The organism is Enterovibrio norvegicus (assembly GCF_002876705.1).
GTDB classification, from domain to species: domain Bacteria; phylum Pseudomonadota; class Gammaproteobacteria; order Enterobacterales; family Vibrionaceae; genus Enterovibrio; species Enterovibrio norvegicus_B.
Window position 1 is genome coordinate 661,149 of record NZ_MDAG01000057.1, and the last position, 17,403, is coordinate 678,551.

12 protein-coding genes are annotated in these 17,403 nt (G+C 47.0%); 8 read left to right on the plus strand and 4 right to left on the minus strand.

Going from position 1 to position 17,403, the window contains the following annotated elements:
• Positions 1–86: 86 nt before the first annotated feature.
• Entirely contained in the window at positions 87–545 is a 459-nt protein-coding gene (locus tag BCT27_RS22240; protein ID WP_102318848.1) for a GAF domain-containing protein, read from the minus strand.
• Positions 546–979: 434 nt separating this feature from the next.
• Between BCT27_RS22240 and BCT27_RS22245 the strand changes: the two genes are divergently transcribed.
• The 3 genes from BCT27_RS22245 to rsmF all read left to right on the plus strand — a co-directional run bounded on the left by BCT27_RS22245 (position 980) and on the right by rsmF (position 6,416).
• Positions 980–2,209: a paraquat-inducible protein A gene (locus BCT27_RS22245; RefSeq protein WP_102396794.1), complete on the plus strand. Its 1,230-nt coding sequence runs from the start codon at positions 980–982 to the stop codon at positions 2,207–2,209.
• Positions 2,196–4,820 (plus strand): MlaD family protein, encoded by a 2,625-nt coding sequence (locus BCT27_RS22250; RefSeq protein ID WP_102396795.1) that lies wholly within the window; start codon positions 2,196–2,198, stop codon positions 4,818–4,820. The genes BCT27_RS22245 and BCT27_RS22250 overlap by 14 nt, the downstream gene beginning before the upstream one ends.
• Positions 4,821–4,982: 162 nt before the next feature.
• A complete protein-coding gene (gene rsmF / locus BCT27_RS22255; RefSeq protein ID WP_102396796.1) occupies positions 4,983–6,416 on the plus strand; it encodes a 16S rRNA (cytosine(1407)-C(5))-methyltransferase RsmF in 1,434 nt (477 codons plus the stop codon).
• Positions 6,417–6,791: 375 nt separating this feature from the next.
• On the opposite strand, the gene BCT27_RS22260 is transcribed toward rsmF, so the two are convergent.
• Together BCT27_RS22260 and BCT27_RS22265 are read right to left on the minus strand one after the other, a co-directional pair.
• Positions 6,792–7,628, minus strand: a complete 837-nt coding sequence (locus tag BCT27_RS22260) for a CvfB family protein (protein WP_102396797.1) — start codon at positions 7,626–7,628, stop codon at positions 6,792–6,794.
• A 220-nt stretch (positions 7,629–7,848) separates the two neighbouring features.
• Complete coding sequence (locus BCT27_RS22265; protein ID WP_102396798.1) at positions 7,849–8,652, minus strand: putative PEP-binding protein; 804 nt, start codon at positions 8,650–8,652, stop codon at positions 7,849–7,851.
• A gap of 336 nt (positions 8,653–8,988) precedes the next feature.
• Here BCT27_RS22265 and BCT27_RS22270 point away from each other — a divergent pair, with 336 nt between their 5' ends.
• From BCT27_RS22270 to BCT27_RS22280, 3 genes are all read left to right on the plus strand, one after another.
• The gene (locus BCT27_RS22270) at positions 8,989–10,053 is read left to right on the plus strand and encodes a 3-deoxy-7-phosphoheptulonate synthase (RefSeq protein ID WP_102396799.1); all 1,065 of its coding nucleotides are present in this window, start codon (positions 8,989–8,991) and stop codon (positions 10,051–10,053) included.
• Positions 10,054–10,107: 54 nt separating this feature from the next.
• Complete coding sequence (locus tag BCT27_RS22275) at positions 10,108–10,590, plus strand: YajQ family cyclic di-GMP-binding protein (RefSeq protein ID WP_017011918.1); 483 nt, start codon at positions 10,108–10,110, stop codon at positions 10,588–10,590.
• 177 nt (positions 10,591–10,767) lie between these two features.
• Complete coding sequence (locus tag BCT27_RS22280) at positions 10,768–12,117, plus strand: DUF7402 domain-containing protein (RefSeq protein ID WP_102396800.1); 1,350 nt, start codon at positions 10,768–10,770, stop codon at positions 12,115–12,117.
• 44 nt (positions 12,118–12,161) lie between these two features.
• Here the strand turns inward: BCT27_RS22280 and BCT27_RS22285 are convergent, their stop codons facing one another.
• Positions 12,162–14,552, minus strand: coding sequence for a DEAD/DEAH box helicase (locus tag BCT27_RS22285; protein WP_102396801.1), 2,391 nt, complete (start codon positions 14,550–14,552; stop codon positions 12,162–12,164).
• Between the two features lie 358 nt (positions 14,553–14,910).
• Between BCT27_RS22285 and BCT27_RS22290 the strand changes: the two genes are divergently transcribed.
• Both BCT27_RS22290 and BCT27_RS22295 read left to right on the plus strand, forming a co-directional pair.
• A complete protein-coding gene (locus BCT27_RS22290; RefSeq protein WP_102396802.1) occupies positions 14,911–16,602 on the plus strand; it encodes an NAD-dependent malic enzyme in 1,692 nt (563 codons plus the stop codon).
• Between the two features lie 111 nt (positions 16,603–16,713).
• The coding region (locus BCT27_RS22295; RefSeq protein ID WP_102392183.1) for a SanA/YdcF family protein at positions 16,714–17,403 on the plus strand (690 nt) is incomplete at its 3' end.

Below are 17,403 nucleotides of genomic sequence, written 5' to 3' on the forward strand. Positions count from 1 at the left end.
GACAATAGAGATTGTGTACGAGTTAACAAAATAAGTGCTGCGTATTATAGATACCTGAGTACGAAAAACCACAGAGAACCTTAAATTTAGAGGTGTTTTTGCAATTCATTGACCAATAAAGTGAGTCCGGTTTCATCATACTCATCAAATCTTGCCTTTTCTGGACTATCTATATCCAAAACACCAACAAGTTTACCCTTCACATATAACGGTAAAACAACTTCTGAATTACTGGCTGCATCACAGGCGATATGCCCTTCAAAGAGGTGCACATCTTCGATACGTAGAACAGAGTCTTCCCTGAACGCAGTGCCGCACACACCTTTTCCATAGGGAATACGCACACAAGCTGGCTTACCTTGAAACGGACCCAACACTAATTCATTGCCATCATCGAGGTAAAAACCTGCCCAGTTAATGCATTCAAGCTCTTGGTAAAGAAGCGCACTGACATTAGCAAGGTTTGCAATGAGGTTAGGTTCCCCTTCTATCAAGGCTAACGCTTGACGAGTAAGAAGGTTGTAGAACGCGGCTTTGTTTTCCATTGATTTACAGTATCCGTATGAAGGAGGCGATAACCGTATAATGTATTTATCTGAGGTTCAATAGTGAAATTGCCCTAAAATCCCAAACTGCTTCAAGATGGCTAAGAATTTATCTCGATGAAATCATGAAAGTTATGTGGCTAAACACCGGACGTTCGAATCTTTAATTAAGGTGATGAATGCAGCATGAGGCATTAACCCACAAAATGAACGACCAAGATTTGAACAAATTCATCGAGATATCCGTGTTTTATGCATAATTTCATGTCCCGAAAGGACGAGAAAGTTTATGATGCTTTCGCTTTTACGATGACGCTGTCTTGAATATGAACACACATAGCCGTCTATCAGACTCAACACTTAGTGTACTAAGCTGTACAGCTTGAGCGCTCTATCAAGAGAAACACTCAACGTTATATAAGGTAGAATCAGCCATGCGCGTGCTGCGATGCACATCTTGTGACTTGATATTGCATAACGTGTCTGTAGCGCGAGGCTACAGCGCATGCTGCCCGGGGTGTGACTCTCGAGTGGCTAAAAATACATCACTCAGCTTTTCAGGCGAAATCGCGCTGGGGCTTGCTGCGCTGGCATTGTTCTTCCCTGCACAACTATTTCCTTTGATCAGCATTGAGTTGATTGGCGTTAACCTTTCAACAACGGTTGGAAGTGGCGCTGTCACTCTGCTTTCTACTTTTCCTTTCGTTGGTCTGTTAGTCCTCTTCTGCACCGTCTTTTCGCCCTTTGTTTTTCTCTTGTCGATATTGCTATCAAATGTCGCACTTCATTACCGCCATGCAAAAAGCCTCTACTACACGACGTATGTATTGAAGGTAATTCGACACTGGGTAATGGTTGATGTCTTTCTTGTCAGCCTCGGTATTGCAGGCTTCAAAGTCGCAGACATTGCTGAAATATCGGTGGGCACCGGGCTCTTTAGTTTTGTGCTGCTCCAAATACTCATGGCAACCTTGCTTTCTCGTGTGTCCCCCAAGCGTTACTGGGACGCCTACTCTGCCAAAGCCGAGTTGATGAACAACGCTAAAAGCCAGCCGCAAACTGCACTAACGCTCGATGAAGAGCACATGATTGGGTGTAAGCATTGTGGTTTAGCGCAAAATGCTGAGCATTCAAATTGCGCCCGCTGTGGTGCTAAACTTGAAAAGCGTATTTTCCAAAGCATCCAAAAAACATGGGCTTGCTTAATCGCTGCAACGATTTTCATCTTCCCCGCGAACTTTTTCCCTATTTCGATTTTGCTCACTAACGGCAAACGATTAGAAGACACCATATTTTCCGGCGTTGCCCACCTGATTAAAACAGGCATGTATGGCATCGCCATTATCATTTTCGCCGCCAGCATTATAGTGCCGGTCGCCAAGATCATTGGCCTTGCTTACATCCTCATCTGCATTCACTTCAAAGTAGAATCAGGCCGCAAGCAACGTATGAAAATTTACCGTTTCGTTAAATGGATTGGTAAGTGGTCTGTCATGGATTTATGCGTCATCGCTATCATGATGTCTCTTATCGATCGTGGACGCCTTCTTGATTTTACGCCTGGTCCTGGCGCTATTGCCTTTGGCTTAGTTGTGGTGCTTACCATGATCGCTGCTGAAAGCCTCGATTCTCGTCTTATTTGGGATAAATATGAGCAACGTTGAACAACCTCAAATCAAAGAGCCGACGATTAGAAAAGACAGAGGGATCTCCCCTTTGTGGATTTTTACCGCCCTTGCTTTCTTGTTAGCAGGTTGGCTTCTTTATCGTTCCGTCAGTGAAGCTGGTGAACGCATTGAAATTCAATTTACCGATGCACAAGGCATTGAAGCGGGAAGAACCACCATCCGTTATCAAGGCTTAGAAGTCGGTATGATCCGTAAAATCAATCTGGCAGATGATCTCCAAAGCATCACGGCAGAAGCGGACATTTACCCCGAAGCGACAAAAATCCTCAAAGAGAACACGGTGTTTTGGGTGGTAAAGCCCAAAGCCTCAATCACAGGTATTAGCGGGTTAGACGCACTGGTTTCCGGTAACTATATCGCTGTGTTTCCTGGCGCGGGTGATTCAAGAACCCGATTCGTCGCCGCGGAAGAAGCGCCTCCCGTAGCCTTCGATGACGACAGTATGCACGTTGTGCTTGAAGCCCCAGACTTAGGGTCACTGAGTATCGGTTCTGGCGTGTATTACAAAAAAATCCGCGTAGGAGAAGTCTACGACTACCGGTTAACGCAAGACAAAACCCGCGTAAAAGTGTCGCTCAAAGTGAAGAAAGAGCACGCGAGTCTGGTGACGGAAAAATCACGCTTTTGGAATGTCAGTGGCGTGAGTGCCGATGTGTCGCTATCTGGTGTCGATGTCAAAGTGGAAAACCTCGCCTCTGTTCTCGCCGGCGGTGTCGCGTTTGATTCGCCAATGGGTGCAACACAAGCACCTGACATGACGACGTTCCGACTCTACAGCTCAATTAACGATACAGATCGTGGCATTCCTATCACCATTGATTTGCCCGCAAATCACAACATCAAAAGCCCACAGGCCCCTATCGTCTACCAAGGGCTGGAGGTCGGTCGCCTAAACGATATCTCATTCAATAAAGATTTCACGGGCACCATCGCGAAAGCCAACATTGATCCCGCGATGGCATGGCTACTCAAAAGTAACAGTGAATTCATCATTGAAGCCCCGCAATTCAATTTCGATGGTCTGAAAAATCTACCGAATTTGTTTACAGGGAACACCCTGTCTATCACCCCTGGCGATGGTGATGACACGCATGAATTCACGGCAAAAAGCACGGATTCCATCATGGCAGCGAACCCGCGCGCGCTGACGGTTTCTTTAACCGCAGAAAACGCATGGGGCTTGGGTAGAAACACCAAAATTTTGTATCGCGGCATGCAAGTCGGCTTCGTTAACAAAACGGCACTGAACGATGGTTCAGTCAGCCTTGATGTCATCATTGACCCACAATACAAACACCTGGTGAAGAGTCAGACACGCTTTTTCATCGTCGGCGGTGTTACAGGTCAAATTACATCTGAAGGCGTAGAATTCATCGTACCGGCTGTCGCCCAAATCGCGGAATCAGCCATTAGCTTTACCAGTGATGGTGAAGCAAAGGTACGCGATAACTACACCCTCTTTAAATCTGAAATCCAAGCGCGAAATGCAAAAGATAATTTGAAAGGCTATCGAATGTTGACGCTTGTCGCCGCGAAGCTTCCATCTGTATCAGAAGGCAGCCCGGTGATGTATAAGAACTTCACCGTTGGTAAAGTCGAAGGCTTCAAACTTGCTAAAAATAGCGTTGAAGTACAAGTGAAGATCGAAAACCGATACCACCATTTGATCTCTGACAAAACGGTGTTTTGGAACCAGTCAGGTGTCGACATTAAAGCAAGTTTATCTGGCGTTCAGATTGATACAGGCTCGCTGAAATCAATCGTGTCCGGCGGTATTTCGTTTGGCGACATTCAAGGCATTGATAACAAAAATGGCCGTCACTGGAAGCTTTATGACAGCCTGACTGATGCACAAAACTACGGCCTTAAAATCGCCTTCAACGCAGATGAAGCCAATGGTCTATCCGCGGGCAGCAAGATCCGCTATCAAGGCGTTGATGTCGGTGAAGTGACAGAGCTCTCCCCTGCCTTCCAATATGAAGGTGTGATCGTGAATGCCATTTTATACCCTGAGTATTCGAGCAAACTTGCTAAAGCGACGAGCTATTTTTGGGTAGCGCAGCCTACATTGAGCCTAACCAAAACCGAAAACTTGGATTCTCTGTTTGGCGCGTATATTTCCGTCGTACCGGGCAATGGCAAGCTGCGTGAGGAATTCCAACTTCACAACGCTGCGGAATACAAAGGCGGTCTGGCGCTTGTACTGGAGAGCGAAAATCGCGGTTCAGTCAACGTGGGAACGCCAATCCTATTCCGTGATTTTGAAGTAGGTACAGTCACCGATGTCCGTCTTGGTCGCTTTGCTGACCGAGTCTTGATTGAAGTAAAAATCAGTGACGATTACAAACACCTGGTTCGAAACAATACCGTATTCTGGAACCGTTCTGGTGTTGACGTCTCGATAGGTTTAACGGGAGCGACGGTTCGCAGTGGAACGATTGAAAGCATTTTGAGAGGCGGCATAGCATTCGCGACCCCAGAAGGTGAAGCGTTAGCCGCACCTGCTCGTTCTGATCAGCATTACTTGCTACACCGTGAAGCAAAGTCAGAATGGGAATCATGGCGCACAGCCATTCCTGAGTTCTAACACGGCAGAGCCAAGTTCAAACCGAACACAAGTACCCCGAAAAGCGCGATTCTTTATAAAGGATCGCGCTTTTTCTTTGCTGAACGTAGAGAGAATCTGGCGTCTGAACCGCTTTCCTTTTACACTTCGCCATCAAGAAATTTCAGTAAGAGACACGTTCAAGTGCATCCAAATATCGAATTGCCAGAGTTATTCCTAAAACAAGTTGAGCAAATCCTTCCATCTCATCTCTCCATGGACGATTTCATCGACGCGTGTAAGCGCCCGTTACGCAGAAGTATTCGCGTAAACACGCTCAAGAACTCTGTCGAAGACTTTACAATCCGCGCGCAAGAGAAAGGTTGGACGCTGTCTCCTGTTCCTTGGTGTGATACCGGATTTTGGATTGAACGTGAAGAGAACGCCGATACCGTGCCACTCGGCAACACTGCCGAACACATGGCAGGGCTTTTCTATATTCAAGAAGCCAGCTCGATGCTGCCTGTCACCGCCCTGCTTGAGAACAATATCGATCTCGAGCGCGTATTAGACATGGCTGCAGCACCAGGGTCGAAAACAACCCAGATTGCGGCTGCACTCAATAATCAAGGTGTGTTAGTCGCCAACGAGTATTCAGCAAGCCGCGTGAAAGTGCTTCACGCGAACTTACTCCGTTGTGGTGTTCACAATGCAGCGCTGACGAACTTCGATGGCCGTGTGTTTGGTGGATGGCTTCCAGAGAGCTTTGATGCCATTTTGCTCGACGCACCCTGCTCGGGCGAAGGCACAATCCGTAAAGATGCCGATGCAATGAGCAATTGGAGCCCTGAATCCGTTACCGAGATTGCAAACACACAACGTGATTTGATCACGAGCGCCTTTCACGCGCTAAAAGCAGGCGGCTCCCTGGTTTACTCAACCTGCACATTGAACCACGAAGAAAACCAGCACATTTGCCACTTTCTGAAAGAAACCTTTGGCGATGCAGCAGAGTTTGAACCTTTAGGCCATTTGTTTGAAGGCGCAGAGAAAGCCTGCACCGAAGATGGCTTCCTCCACGTGTTTCCGCAAATCTTCGATAGCGAAGGCTTCTTCGTCGCGCGTATTCGAAAAACCGAAAATGTGAACAGCGAAATGGTGAGAAAGCGCCCGCGTAATTTCCCATTTAAGCCTGCAACACGTAAAGATTCAGCCGAAATCATTGCTGCTGTCGAATCATCACTGGGCATAGTCGTGCCGCAAAATTCAACCGTGTGGCTTCGTGACAAAGAGGTTTGGCTGTTCCCGAAAGCCGTTGAACGCTTGCTTCCAGAAATTAAATTCGATCGCATCGGATTGAAACTTGCTGAGTCACACAAAAATGGTTATCGCTGGCAACACGAAACCGTGATGGCATTGGCCACAGGCAAAGAAGCGGTCTGCCTCGACCTTTCAGCAGAAAACGCTAAAGAATGGTATATGGGCCGAGATATTAGGCCGCAAGATCTCACAGGAAAAGGTGAAGTGATTGTATGTTACCGAGGTCAACCTATCGGAATAGGTAAATGGGTAGGCAATAGAATTAAAAATGGCCTTCCAAGAGAACTAGTTAGAGACGTGAACTTATTTGTTAACTGAAGACTTTTCATATTCTCAATCATGAAACGCCGTAAGCGCCTTGCAGAAGCTAAATTTTTAAGAGATTACAAATCTCCATTTAAACCAGTTAGCGCAAGGCTCTTACGAGCCATTCCCCTAAGCCCGGAACAGGAATCGTTCCGGGCTCTTTTTATTCGGCGGTCCCTCGCCTTATCATGCATTGCTTTATAGGTTTTATACCTAGCCAAACTCGCGTGGTTTGTATGCCTTACAATATGCATCGTAAGAAACGGTTTCACACGACCATTTTGCAAGGTCAAAGATAAGACTTCTTCGCCTGAAAAAGAGACACAAAAAAAGGAACCTCTCGGTTCCTTTTTAAAGGTTTTTTGCTTGAATCAGCCGTTGACTGGTTTACTTGATCAAGTAAATACCGTCAGACTCAATGCGAATTCGTCGCTCTTTGTACAGGCTACCAATGGTTTTCTTGAACGTGGCCTTACTGGTACGGAAAATCTCAAAGATTTCCGCAGGGCTGCTCTTATCTGTCACTGGCAAGAAGCCGCCTTTCATTTCGAGTGTGCGAATGACTTTGTCAGAGAGATCATCCACTTTACCCTTGCCCAACTTCTGCAAAGACAGGTCAATTTTGCCGTCTTCACGAATTTGCTTAATGAAGGCTTTTAGCGACTTACCAACAAACAGCTTACCAAATGCTTCTGTCTTGAAGATCAAACCCCAGTGGCTATCGTTGATAGCGCACTTGAAGCCCAGATCCGTTTGTTCAACAACAGTGATATGTACCTGCTCGCCTACTTTGTAACGCGCCGGTGTTTTATCAAGGAACTTGTTGAACTTGGTTGAGCCAACAATACGGCCTGATGCATTGTCCAAGTACAGATAAACAAGGTACGAATGGTTTTCTTGCATTCGAATGCGCTGCTCACTGAACGGCACCAACAAGTCTTTCGGCAAGCCCCAGTTAAGAAACGCACCGACTGGCGTCGTATTGATACAGTTCAGTTTTGCGAACTGACCAACGTGGGCCAAAGGTGTTTCTGTCGTCGCGATAATGTCGTCTTCAGAGTCAAAATAAATGAATACTTCGATTTCATCACCGAGGCGAGTGTCTTTTGGTACATAGCGCTTCGGCAACAAAATGTTCCCGTACTCACTGCCGCCATCGACGAAAATACCAAAATCGACTTCTTTCACCACGGTTAAGGTATTCAACTGACCAATTTTAATCATTGATGCTCTGCTCTTTCGTTTTTCAATTGTGCGCAGTATACGGGATTTGCTGCGCATGCGTTGTAGTTATTTGAATACAACGAAGTGATTGCCTTTTCTTCATCCAATTCGAGTGCAAAGAGCTCTGTAAGCCAATCAACACTGGGCTTGCACACCGTGAGTCTTTACGATCAAAAACGCCGCGAACAATCGCGGCGTTTTCACTGTTCAAAGGCGCATGTTACTGGAAAAGGATCTCCACATTGGCACCTTCTGCAAGTTGGATAATGTGCGTATCACTCTGCTGTGTTAGCACGGCAACCGGTTTTTCCGCCAATTGCGCTTTACGAATAGTATCAAGAATCAAACCACGCACCGCTTCATTATGCTTATTAAAGCCATACGGCAACGCATCGTTTCCAAAATCCACACCCAAGGTAAATGCGGCAAGGTTATCAACATCAACCACGATCCCATCAAAATACGCAAGCAATGGCTCGGCGAGTAACGCATTCGCGGGAAGCTGGCATGCGAGATGAACTTTTAACCCGTTCGCTCCACGGCATAAGCCACGCTCTGCCAATCGGTCAATCATGGTGGCAGCTTCGCTTGATGTGCGAACAAACGGCACCACAATCTCAACAGGAAGCTTTTTGTCCACGATGGCTGTTTTAAGCACTTCACATTCCAACACAAAGCCCGGACGACCTATGTCACTCACGTAACGAGACACACCACGTAATCCCATATCTGGGTTTGACTCTTCCGCTTCAGCCTCGCTGTTTACTAACTGGCGAAGTTCCAGTGAGCTTTTGTGGTTCAACATGATACGAAGCGGTTGATCGGGGTTTTTCTTATGTGCCGTTTCAATCAATTCAACCAACTTTGCAACGGCTTCTGCGCTGTCATCTAAAGATGCAGGATGGACATTAATGGCTGATGCATAGAGATCACCCAAAGCAATCAAGCCCAGGGCAATGTCATTGTTTTCTAGCTGAGACGGGGTTTTAAAAACGTGAGAGTAAGTCAATTCCATTTGAGACATAGCGCACCAATACTGCCTTGTTATGATTGAGCTGCCAAAGAGGCAAATTTTCTTGAAACAAATCGAAGGTTTATCCAAACAACAGATTTGTCTCTATCTGCCTCAAAACATACCCAGAGACACTCGGGGATACAAGCGAAAATATCAATTTCTAGCGTCAACGTTAAAACCTTGAAATCCACAGCGCAAAATACCAGCAATGGCAACGAGAACAGACGAAATGTAAAGCAATAAACACATTTAATTGCGCAAAGATCGCTTCCCCGCTTTTATGTCCGCGAATTTTTGCTATCTTACTGCCTTTGCAGCAAAACTGAAGTAAGGAAGGCAGTGTCCATGCCAATCAAAACAGACGAACTCAGAACGCAACCTGTTGACACTTTGCCAACGCCTTCAGAAGTGGAAAATGAACATCCGCTTACTGACAGCATTGCCCAGCACATTGCAGAATCACGTAGACAAGCAGAAGATATTCTTGCAGGCAGAGACAACCGCCTTCTTGTTGTTGTCGGCCCTTGTTCGATTCACGATCCAGAAGCAGGACTTGATTACGCCCGCCGTTTAAAAGAAAAAGCAGAACAGCACAAAGACAATCTGCACATTGTTATGCGTACCTATTTCGAAAAGCCACGCACCGTTGTTGGCTGGAAAGGCATGATTAATGACCCACGTTTGGACGGCAGTTGCCATTTACGTGAAGGCCTGTTCAAAGCACGCAAGTTTCTACTCGACGTGAATGCACTTGGCATGCCAACCGCCACTGAATTCCTCGATATGATCACAGGTCAGTACATTGCTGATTTGGTGACTTGGGGTGCCATTGGTGCGCGTACAACTGAATCTCAAATTCACCGTGAAATGGCATCCGCCCTTTCTTGCCCAGTCGGTTTTAAGAACGGCACCGATGGCAACATCAAGATCGCCATTGATGCGATTCGCTCAAGCCAAACGTCTCATCTGTTCTGTTCGCCAAACAAAGAAGGCGTAATGACCATTTATCGCACCAGCGGTAACCCGTATGGTCATGTTATTTTACGTGGTGGCCACCAGCCTAACTACAAGCGTGAAGATATTGCCAGTGCGGCTGAACACCTTAACGGTTTCAATTTGGTGCCAAAATTGGTTGTTGATTTCAGCCATGCTAACTGTGAAAAACAACACAGACGTCAGCTTGATGTCGCGAAAGACATTTGTGAGCAAATCACCGATGGCGACGCTTTCATTGCAGGCATCATGGCAGAAAGCTTTATCGAGGAAGGCAACCAAGCGGTTGAAAAAGACAACATCAGTGGCTTGACCTATGGTAAATCCATCACAGATCCATGCTTGGGTTGGAATGATACCTGCGACATGCTGGATATGTTGGCAAACGCGATTGAAAAACGTAATAACGACAACTAAGCAATTTGTTGTAGAATTTGTCTAATTTTCTCAAGTAAACATCAGGATAATACTATGCCTTCTTTTGACATCGTCTCTGAAATTGATAACGTCGAACTAAGAAACGCCGTAGACAACTCAAAGCGAGAACTCGCAACTCGTTTCGATTTTCGTGGTGTTGACGCCAGCTTCGAGCTAAACAAAGAAGTCGTCAAAGTGTCTGCTGATTCAGATTTCCAAGTCACTCAGATGATCGATATTCTTCGCGGTAATTTGGCGAAGCGCGGCGTAGATGCAAGAGCGATGGAACCTAAAGACGTCGTTCACACCGGCAAAACCTGGTCGCAAGATGTTCATTTCAAAAACGGCATCGAAGCATTGATTGCGAAGAAGCTGTTGAAAATGATCAAAGATGCAAAGATCAAAGTTCAAGCTCAAATCCAAGGTGAGCAATTGCGCATTACGGGCAAAAAACGTGATGACCTACAAGCCGTAATGCAGTTGGCGCGAGAATCTGATCTTGGCCAGCCTTTCCAGTTCAATAACTTCCGCGACTGATACACGTCTGAACACCGCATATAAACACTGTAAAGCGCCTTTTCGGGCGCTTTTTCGTTCCTTTCAATCTCTTTTCAAATTTTAATACACGCTCTCTCAAAGGCTTACTGCTAAAACAACTTCTTTACGCGTTATCCTTCGGATAAATGCTCACAGCCACCACTTGAGAGTATTCCTATGAAAAAAACGACGTTGGGCGCTTCTCTTGCCCTTTGTTTGGTTAGTCAATTTGCATATTCATCAACCCTGAGTATCTATGTCGCTGCACATGCGGACGACTGGCAGCTTTTTATGAATCCCAGCGCTTACAACGATGTGAAAAACCCCAGTAACAAAGTCGTTTTCCTTCACTTCACTGCAGGTGATGCGGGCCTGGGAGATGGGCCCCTTCAACACCCTAAATACATTGCGAGAGAAGAGGGAGCAAAGAGCGCTATTCGATTTATGGTGAACACTCAAAATGGCGCGCGCGGGAGAGAAGAAAGCGTGTCCACTGTTACAGTGAATGACCACACCTTAGAACGTTCGGCTTACAGCAACACCGTATCCTATTTTTTCCGTCTACCGGACGGGTCGGGTAATGGCAGTGGTTATAACTTCACAGGATATTCATCACTCGAAAAGCTCAGAAATGGCGATGTAGACCAACTTCTAACAGTGGATGGTGCGGATACCTTCGATGGCTGGAAAGATTTAGTCTGGACCATCGAGCAGCTTATTGCAGAAGAAGCCGTTGGATTCTCTACTATTAAGATACACGCAGCTGAAACCAACATCGCCGAGCATGGCAATCATGGAGACCACTCTGACCACCAGGCAGTATCCTGGCTAATGCAAGACATTCAAACATTCAGTTTGAAAGAGCATTGCTTTGATTTTCGATTTTATCAAAACTACAGAACTGCATCTTTAGCGCGAAACGTGTCCGACAGCGAACTTATTGTCAATGCAGGGACATGGGGAGTAACAACCGGAAGTATTGCCGATAACTATCACAGCAGTACGTGGGATCGCGGCCACAATGCATGGCTCACACGCATGTACCGACGCGAACAGAATACCAATACGGCGTGCCAAACGAGAAAAAACATCGCTAAAGATGCAACCATTACCGCGTCATCAGAGAACTATTCAACGGGACAAACCGCCGATAATACGGTTGATGGTGTCTATTCAGGCTACCCAACGGACTACAGAATCATCCAAAAAGCAGAATGGGCAAGTAACCGAGAGAAGAACGGTGCTTGGATAAAATATGAATGGGCTCAGTCAGTCACGCTCGACCAAATCACTCTCTATGACCGACCAAACCTCGTCGATCACATCACGGGCGGTGAAATTGTATTTCATGACGGAAACAACACGACAACACTGCCGTTTAATCAACTTTCAAACAACGGCTTCGCCTTCCCTGTACGCTTCAATTCAAAGCAAGTAAACGCCGTTACCATTCGAGTAACATCAACGTCACGACGCACCGCAAACACTGGCTTAGCGGAAGTCGAAATGTTCTCGCCATTTGAGTAGCCCTCGAACGAATACAAACGCCTGTTGAGGCGTTTCTATCCTTCCTATTTCACATCAACCACACGGCTGGCCTTTTTGTATTGAACTCGCCAGCCTTGCCATGCTGGTAGTTCCCACCGTTTTGGCCCCTCTTTTCGAAGCCCACTGTGGTGATGAAGAATCACAGTGCGTTTTGCTTTATTGTATTCGACCGTCAGGTTTAACTGCGCAAGCTGAAGCATTAGCGGGTATTTTTGAGCAAAATCATCAAACTCCCATTCAGGAATGCCATCAAAGTGAAGATCATCACTGTCGAGAAGTGCTAGATCTTCCGCAGATTCCACCCCCAAATCGACAAGCACTTGTTGAAGCCACACCTGCGCAGTTACAGTCTCGCTCGACGCTTTGTTATCTAAGGATTGATAAAGGTTCCAGTAGGTAACTTGTCGAGTGATCGCCTCTCCTGCACCCTCAATAAGATCGCCTGACAGAATGCGCTCTGCGAACGCTGAAATCAGACTGTCGCCTTCTGCAAACCTTGCGGTTTCTGAGACAACGCGACCGGCATAAACAGTTTTAACGAGATCAATGAACTGCCCATTCTGTTCTTGTCGTTCTCCAATCTGCTCCTCGCCTAAGCCAGCTTCTGCGATCCAAGTAAGTGAAATAGGTGCCATGCAGGTCGCATATGACGTGGTTTGCTTTGACCCTTTTCCCGCCAAATGAAATTGATCAAAGATGATTGCTGCTTGCCCTTTATCAGGGAAATCACTGTCACGACTCAGCACGGCTTCGCTCATGCCATTCCCGAACGCTTGCTGTCTGCGTTCGCGGCGAACAAAAACTAATTCTGGCGTGACTTCAATGACATTCTTCAAAAAGGCTTCACGCTTAAACCGACTCGCCACTTCTCGCTGTGGTAACGCCAAGGCGTCACGTAAAGAGGCAGAAAGTTGCTTCGCTTCTTTAAGCGCAAGCGCATCAACGTCAATGACGTCGGGCTGTTCTTCTCGAATAACCGCCAATGATGTGACAACGTCACACTGATACTTATTCCATTGGGTAAACGTGTCGAGGGATTCATCGCCGCCTTTACGCGTCCAAACCTTTTGTGGTGTTTGAAGCATTGCGGCTAAATCACACATCGCTTCTTGATGGCTTTTATCCTTCATGCCCGAAATAAGATGCGCAAACAATGCATCAATCGGCAGTGGGTATAGGACATGACCATGAGCGGTAATTAGCCCAGCGTCATCAACAGCCCCCATCGCGCGAAGCCTCTGCATACCTGCGACCCAAGATTTTTCAGGTAAAACGCTGAGCAAAGGCAATGTATTGAGTGGGTAACCACATGCCGCCGCCGCAAGCATGGTTTCTGTCAGTTCTTCGCGCTCCAACTCTGGTGGGGTGAATGCCTCTAAAGGCGCATGCTTTCCATACATGCGATCACAATATCCCTCAGCAACACGACCGGCGCGCCCTGCACGCTGTTTAGCACTGGCATTTGATATGGCATGCAAAGCCAATGCAGTACGACCATTACGTTGGTGCGTTCGGCGCTCTAAACCAGAATCAATCACAGTGACAATTCCGGGAATGGTCAATGAGGTTTCAGCGACATTGGTGGCCAGCACGACACGTTGAACATAGTCAGACTGAGCGTCAGCGTGAGAACGCGGAGTTTGCTTAGAAGATGGGTGCAGTGCTCTGTGTCTATCGTGATCAGATACTGACGCATGCAAAGGAATAACCTCTGCTTCAATGCCCTTCAAAATGGCCTGACACTGGTTAATCTCTTTCTTGCCGGGAAGGAAAACCAACACATCACCGCCCCGCGCCAATGCATCAACAACAAGGGCCTTAATGCGAACATCCAAATCCCGTGAAGTAGGCATAAACTGCGGGTCTCGGGCATGGTGAGAAATTGTGACACCGTAACTCCTGCCAACAGCTTTTAAACATTCTGCATCAAAATAGGTCGCGAGTTTTCCCGCATCCAAGGTCGCAGAGGTCACGATCAAGCGATGGTGTTCATGTTTGAGCAACAAGGCTGCCAGCAGATCCATTTCAGCGCGACGCTCGTGGAATTCATCGATCATCACCACATCAAAATCCGCCAGTTTGTTTTCGCTAAACCAGCGAAGCACCACGCCCGGAGTCGCAAACACAATTTCGGTGTTTTCAGTAAACCGATGGTCAAACTTAATGGCATAACCAACACGCTCGCCAACAGACGTCGAAAGGCTTTCTGCCACAAACCCCGCAAGTGAAGTACACGCAACTCGTCGAGGTTCAATCACCAACACACGGCCAAGCGTTCGCGCCCAAAGTGGCACCCGTGTCGATTTTCCCGTCCCCGTATCGGCTTGAATGATCACATTACGCCGAGGAAGCACATGCGCTATCTCATCACGAAGAACATCAATAGGGAGTGAAAATGAAAAGTCTGGTTGCATGAGGAGATCTTGAAACACTTCGAATGGTTCGCAGTGTATCTCAAAGCACCGACAAAGAAACATTCCAATGTTCGAATAAGCGTCGCTAGCCCTCGAATTGTGTTGTTCAAACTTTCTCATTGTGATTCAAACGCTAATGTTTGAGGCCATTTTGGATGTATAACGCGTTAAATACGCTACACCGCCGCTTCTTTTGCCAAAAGAAGGTTGAACAGTAACGGACTTCACCACTACACTTTCAGCACATCGTTAGCCCTCTGTTTGCTTGTTTCCTTAGCTGGCACACAGAAGTGACATACCCAATAACGAAGGGTTAACGTATTCATAAAATTCTGAAAGATTTGAGTCGTACTTACTAATGCATAATCAAAAACGTCCTCTGTATATCCCCTACGCTGGTCCAGCGCTACTTGAAACGCCGCTACTGAATAAAGGCAGCGCGTTTTCCGTTGAAGAACGTATGTTTTTCAACCTTGAAGGTTTGCTACCAGAAGCCATTGAATCCATTGATGAGCAAGCAGAGCGTGCCTACAAGCAATACAAACGCTTTGAGAACGACATGGATAAGCACATTTACCTGCGCAATATCCAAGATACCAATGAGACACTGTTCTACCGTTTGGTGAACAACCATGTCACCGAGATGATGCCTATTATTTACACACCAACCGTTGGTGCTGCATGTGAAAATTTCTCGGATATCTATCGTCGTGGCCGTGGTTTGTTCATCTCTTACCCGAACCGTTTCCGCATTGACGAAATGCTAAACAATGCTTCACGCCACAACGTGAAAGTGATTGTTGTCACCGATGGCGAACGCATTCTTGGCCTTGGTGACCAAGGGATCGGTGGTATGGGTATCCCTATTGGTAAACTGGCGCTGTACACCGCTTGTGGTGGTATTAGCCCTGCTTACACCCTGCCGATCGTGCTTGATGTGGGCACCAATAACCCGCAACGCCTTTCTGACCCTATGTACATGGGCTGGCGCCATTCCCGCGTCACGGGCCAAGATTACGATGATTTCATCGAAGAATTCATTCAAGCTGTTCAGCGCCGTTGGCCAGATGCGCTAATCCAGTTTGAGGATTTCGCACAGAAGAACGCCATGCCACTGCTTGAGCGTTATAAAGATCGTGTGTGTTGTTTCAATGACGACATCCAAGGCACCGCGGCTGTCACGGTTGGTTCGCTGATTTCTGCTTGTAAAGCGGCAGGCACGGCCCTCTCCGAACAGTGTATTACCTTCTTGGGCGCAGGTTCTGCAGGCTGTGGTATTGCAGAAGCGATCATCGCGCAGATGGTATCAGAAGGCATTAGCGATGAAGAAGCGCGTGAGCGTGTGTTCATGGTTGACCGTTGGGGTCTGTTGGTAGACACCATGCCAAACCTGCTGGATTTCCAGCAAAAGCTGACACAAAAGCGTGATGCATTGAAAGATTGGGAAGCGGACGATCAAAACCTTTCTCTACTGGATGTGGTGAAGAACGCGAAACCAACCGTACTTATCGGTGTGTCTGGGGCACCGGGTCTGTTCAGTGAAGACGTGATTAAAGCGATGCACGAGCACTGTGCGCGCCCTATCGTGTTCCCGCTATCAAACCCAACCAGCCGTGTTGAAGCGACGCCATTCGATATTCTTCGTTGGACAAACGGCGAAGCATTGGTTGCAACGGGCAGCCCGTTTGACCCTGTCGTGCTCGATAACGGTCAGACCTACCCCATTGCACAATGTAACAACAGCTACATCTTCCCTGGCATTGGTTTGGGTGTGCTTGCTGTGGATGCAAAACGTGTCACTGACGAAATGTTGATGGAATCAAGCCGCGCACTTTCTGAGTGTTCACCACTGGCGAAAGACGGCGAAGGTGCTCTGCTTCCGCCGCTGGAAGAAATTCACACCGTGTCAAAGCACATTGCACTTGCTGTTGCTAAGAAAGCCATCGAACAAGGTGTTGCACTCGAATTGGCAGAAGATGCGCTGAAAGAGAAAATCGATGCGATTTTCTGGCAACCTAAATACCGCCAATATAAGCGTACATCGTTCTAACTAAAAAGTTGGCCGCAAGCTCACACGCTTGCGGCTGTTCTCTTTGTCATTTACGTTCCTTTGTTATATCCTGCTGGTTCATCAAAGAATTAAAGCCTCGTCTAATTGCTCATGCCTTTTCGTAAACTCGCTATCATCACGATTCTCCTGATAGTCGCATCTCTATTCAGTATTGCGGCGATGGATCTCTGGGTGTCTTATCAGGCGAAAGGAAGGATATACACGTCCATCGATAACACACCGGCACGCCATGTTGCATTGGTACTCGGCACCAGCAAATACATAGGTAAAACTAGAAATCCGTATTACACCTACCGTGTTGAAGCCGCCCAGGCACTTTATCAAGAGAAGAAAGTGGATGTGCTTCTACTGAGTGGCGACAACGCACACCGTTCGTATAACGAACCGTGGACAATGAAAAGAGACATGCTCAAAGCAGGCATTCCTGACGAACATATTGTGTTGGATTATGCAGGATTTCGAACGCTCGATTCAGTGATCCGCGCAAGGGAGGTTTTTGATGCCGACGAATTTACCATTGTCACACAGGCCTTCCACTGCGAACGTGCTCTCTTTATTGCCGACCACTACAACATTGATGCTATCTGCCTCGCGGTTCCAAGCCCAAAAGGGTTGGCGGGACTCAAAATTCGTGGCCGTGAAACCTTGGCTCGCGTAAAAGCCTTACTGGATATCTACGTGCTTGATGTTCAACCCAAGTTCCTTGGCCCTAAAGAAACAATCTCTGTGGACGGCATCAACACCCATACACTTCCTGATTCAGAACCAGAACCAGAACCA